This window comes from Moorena sp. SIO2C4, from assembly GCF_010672485.1.
GTDB lineage: Bacteria > Cyanobacteriota > Cyanobacteriia > Cyanobacteriales > Coleofasciculaceae > Moorena > Moorena producens.
In genome coordinates this window covers 1-3,520 of the sequence record NZ_JAAHGN010000813.1, presented here as the reverse complement: position 1 = coordinate 3,520, position 3,520 = coordinate 1, and the positions used below count along the sequence as shown (strand labels likewise).

The following is a 3,520-nucleotide window of genomic DNA, read 5'->3' as shown; positions in this document are numbered from 1 at the left end:
GATTTAGAGTGAGAACTGCCCCCTGTACCACTACTCTTGGATTTGGATTTGAAATGAATTTGAAACTCTCCTAATAGGTCAGAGAAGGTTTTAGCGGAGTCTGGATCTTGGGGATTAAAGATGAACTTTGTAGCTGTACCTCCTAGAATAGCTCTGGTCAGCTCTTTGCCATACCTGTTTTCTAATTGTCCTAAGTTTTGATAGCCTAGAATACCACAAAACCCATCTTCTCGGTTTTCATTTAACCAGTTTACCAGCTGGGGTAAGTACAAACTTGGTAGCTCATCTAGGGAAACAACTAGAGGGTCTGTTCGAGGTTTAATTCGGGATACATTTCGGTTAATTACCATATGGAGGATTGTTGCTAATAGTGGTCCGACAATATCCCGGTTATTTCGATCTAACCCAAAGACGATGAGTTGTTTTCCTTCTAAATCTAAAGGTAAGGTGGTTTTTCCGCAAAATGCTCCCATAAAGTCTTTTTTCAAGAATTTTTGGAAGGTTCTCTGAGCAATTCCGATAATACCGGCTACGGTTTTTTCACTTTCTTTGATGCTAATGATTTGGGATAGGGGGCGAGTGGTCCAGACATTTAATTTCTCCTGGGAAGCAAATTCCAATCGGCTAACTAGGTCAGGCAAACTTAAAATTGCCTGTGCTGTCATTATATCACAATATCGCTGATTTTCTACTAAGGTACCAACTGCCTTTGTTAACAAAAAGATTCCTTCGACTAAACTATCACCCGCATCTTCAAAGAACTTATCACCACTGGCTTTTCCGCCAGTTAAATCTGTATTTCGGTTAATGACTTGGGCGATTTGACCGGCTGCGATCGCATCTTCTTCATCTTTGAGTAAATCCAAGGGATTACAGACATCTGACTCGGGAAAACCAGGGGCAAAAATATGTACGTTATAACCTCTTTTTAAAGCATAACCCACAGCTCGTTTTGCTTGCGCTGGATATTTGAAGTCATATATAATTGTAGGAAATCCTTGGTCAAGGGATGAACGAATTAGAGGGTCACAGACTGAAAAGGATTTGCCTGAACCACTGGCTCCAATGGCGGCAATTCCTCGTTGGGCATCGGGAAGATATAAGGACTCGGCAGCAGGCTTAAACCAATTGAAAGCTTCAGGTTTCAGTTGCTTTTTCAATTTCCCCTGCTTTATCCATTCTTGCTCCTGACGCTTCTGAATGTCTTCGGGAGTGCCGACGTAGAGAGCAACGGAGTTTCTGGAAAGATTAGCCATCTGTGCCTGAGCTTTTTTACGAGCAGCTTTTTTCTCCTTTTTCCCTCCCCAATAACCTGTAGCTAATTGACCTTTCTTGCCATCCGGTATTATCGCTAGCAAACCCAAAGCTATCAAACAGCTGGTGATGGTGATTCCCTGATTAGTTTGGGAAAAATCTATAAGATTTTCTTTGGTAAGTTGCTGATAAATTAATCCCGGAGGTAGACTAACAACATGATTTGGAGTCTGTTTCATTTTTTTTTAAATTGAAAATTGAAAAAGGACAATAAACACAGGACTTATGCAATCAATCTCTCGGTAGGGTGCGTTATTAACTAATTATACTAATTTTGCGTAAGTCCTGTAACAATTAACAATTTTCAAATTAATGACTAAAGTAAGCCTAAAAAGATTGGATCTTTCTCCTGGTAGGATAGAAATGGTACAGGACCAATGAAATAGGGTGTACAACCTAAATCCACAAAAGTGTTACGGATACAATAGCGGAAAAACAAGGCTGTACCAGCAGAGCCTTCTGTTTCTGATGTATCCCAAACTACTACCTTAAAGGCATCGCCAAAGGGGTGTCTACCAGTGGGTTCCATCCCATCATTTATTTGTCCTAAAAAACCGGAACCTCCCTGAACTTCTTGATATTTACCACTAATCCACTGCTTACCTTTGATACTTGGTTGACCAGCTAATTCGATATGAGCACATTCACTGTCACAGGGAACTTTAAATCCTTCTTGATCACTACCGGAAATGGTATTATAGCGTTGAGATTCAGCTATGCCAAAGGCAATATCCAAAATACCAATGGCGCTTCCTTGTGCTTGAATCGGATTGGGAAATTGGGAAAATGGTACTTGGGATAAGCCAGGAACTTGAGCGATATTGGTATTCTGCCAATCCTTAAATGCAGCCAAGGGAGCAACATCAATACCAGGTAGGGAATCTAAGGTATAACCTGATAGGTCAAGGGTGTCAAAGGAAAGGTCTCTGAGGTGGGGTGAGAATGCTAAAAAGTCTCCTAAGGTTTCTGTTGGGTCAAAGCTACTGGCCAAATTGATCGATAGTAAACCAAAGACTGGTTGCAGCTGTTCTATAGTATATCTCTCCAAATCAGGGATGGCGTCTACTAAGCTACCTAAGGTTTGGGAGCTCATTAACCCAAAATCTGCTAAGGAAAGATTTCCTAAGTCGAATCCGGTTAGGGACATAATGTTATTCAAGCTAAAATTTTGTAGCTCAAATATCTGCTGAAAGTCTCCTAATTTCATATATTGGTCTGGTGTTTGACCAGCTAACCATATCCTTGATGGGTCATAACCTACGGCTTTAATCACGTCTGAGGAGGCTTGAAAAGAACCCCCTTGAGAAATACCGGGAAAACTTCCGAAGGTGACTTGATTCCAATTTGGTAGTTTAGTTCCCTCCCAAGCGGTGGTTGGCAGATAGTCTTTCAGAGGATAACTTGCAGCATTTAATGCTACCTTGGGTTTTACGTTTGGTTTTACGTGTGGTTTTACTTGTGCTTCTACCTTGGGTTCAATTTTCGTTTCTTTTACTGGTAGTTTACTGTTTTGAACAGGAGTAAGAGTTGCGACCGCTGTTGGCATTCTTAATCCAGAGGCAATAAGAATACCAGAAAGTAAAAAGCAAAGACCTAAGCCAGTGACGAACCAATATAGTAAAATAAACCCTTTTCGCCTATGCTTATCCATTTGCAACCAAGGTTTATTTTTATTGGATTTTCTCTGATGCTTACTGCTCATTATTTTTCTCCTGGATTACGACTTCTTTAGTTAGGACTTCAATGGTGTTTTTCTGTTCATTCATTTGTGAAATGGCTGTTGGAACAGTTGGACGACGACCCATTTTTTGCAATTTATCTGCCAATTCCAAAGAAATACCGGCTTGAGTGGCGGCATTTGAAATAGTCTGACCGTCTTTGATAAAAACTACGAAATTATCTAACTTTCTATGAAGTTCTGAACCCTTGACTAAAAGTCCTTGTAAGGTTGCTCGAAAGATCCCCCGCTCTATGGCATCGACGACTATAAAGTCTACGGAAGGAGTAGGCTTATTAAACTCAATGACTACTTCGCTAGGTCGGTCAGCTGGAGTCACTTTAAATAAGTAAATTTGCCTACCCTCAACAGAACGAGTAACTACTGTCAAAAGTGTGCTATTTGTCTTTGGTATACCAGGAATATCAAGTTGTTCAATCCGGCGCAAATGAATTACAGTTGCCTGATTATACTCACAGTTTTTTTTAG

2 protein-coding genes and 1 pseudogene are annotated in these 3,520 nt (G+C 40.5%); all 3 read right to left on the bottom strand.

The genetic code is table 11. From position 1 onward, the window contains the following. On the bottom strand, positions 1-1,493 hold a 1,493-nt coding region (locus tag F6K20_RS29555; RefSeq protein ID WP_287297074.1), incomplete at its 3' end, for a type IV secretory system conjugative DNA transfer family protein. A gap of 137 nt (positions 1,494-1,630) precedes the next feature. Next, a complete protein-coding gene (locus tag F6K20_RS29550) occupies positions 1,631-3,016 on the bottom strand; it encodes a hypothetical protein (RefSeq protein ID WP_009149095.1) in 1,386 nt (461 codons plus the stop codon). After that, positions 3,006-3,520: pseudogene (locus tag F6K20_RS29545) on the bottom strand (hypothetical protein); the annotation flags it as partial. The pseudogene F6K20_RS29545 and the gene F6K20_RS29550, both read right to left, overlap by 11 nt.

What these genes read in the sequence shown, in the direction of transcription:
- F6K20_RS29550 (WP_009149095.1), bottom strand. Translation starts at nt 3,016, where the DNA reads ATGAGCAGTAAGCATCAGAGAAAATCCAATAAAAATAAACCTTGGTTG.